Source organism: Pseudomonas sp. SIMBA_068 (genome assembly GCF_046534705.1).
GTDB classification, from domain to species: domain Bacteria; phylum Pseudomonadota; class Gammaproteobacteria; order Pseudomonadales; family Pseudomonadaceae; genus Aquipseudomonas; species Aquipseudomonas putida.
The window spans coordinates 1-240 of record NZ_JAWRYI010001506.1; the positions used below are offsets into that span (position 1 = coordinate 1).

A 240-nucleotide genomic window follows, 5' to 3' on the forward strand; every position below is an offset into this window, starting at 1 on the left:
GGTAGGCCAGCGCACTGGGCTGGCCATGCACCCGCAGCAGCTCCTGCAACACCTCGCTGTCGGCGTCGCGGCGCAGCCACAATTGCCAGCCGCCTTGCGCGGGGGTCATGGCCAGGCCTGCCTGGCGTGCCAGCCGATAGGGCAGCATCACCAGTTACCGCCGTCCAGGCGCGCCCGGCTGGCGGGGAACACCTGCAGCAGCGGCGTGGCGCCTTCAGCACCGGCAAGGTCCGGCAGCTG

General features: G+C 72.1%; 1 pseudogene. It reads right to left on the reverse strand.

Annotated elements, in window-relative coordinates:
* Nucleotides 1-148: pseudogene (locus SB756_RS34685) on the reverse strand (type II secretion system protein GspE); the annotation flags it as partial.
* Nucleotides 149-240 lie beyond the last annotated feature (92 nt).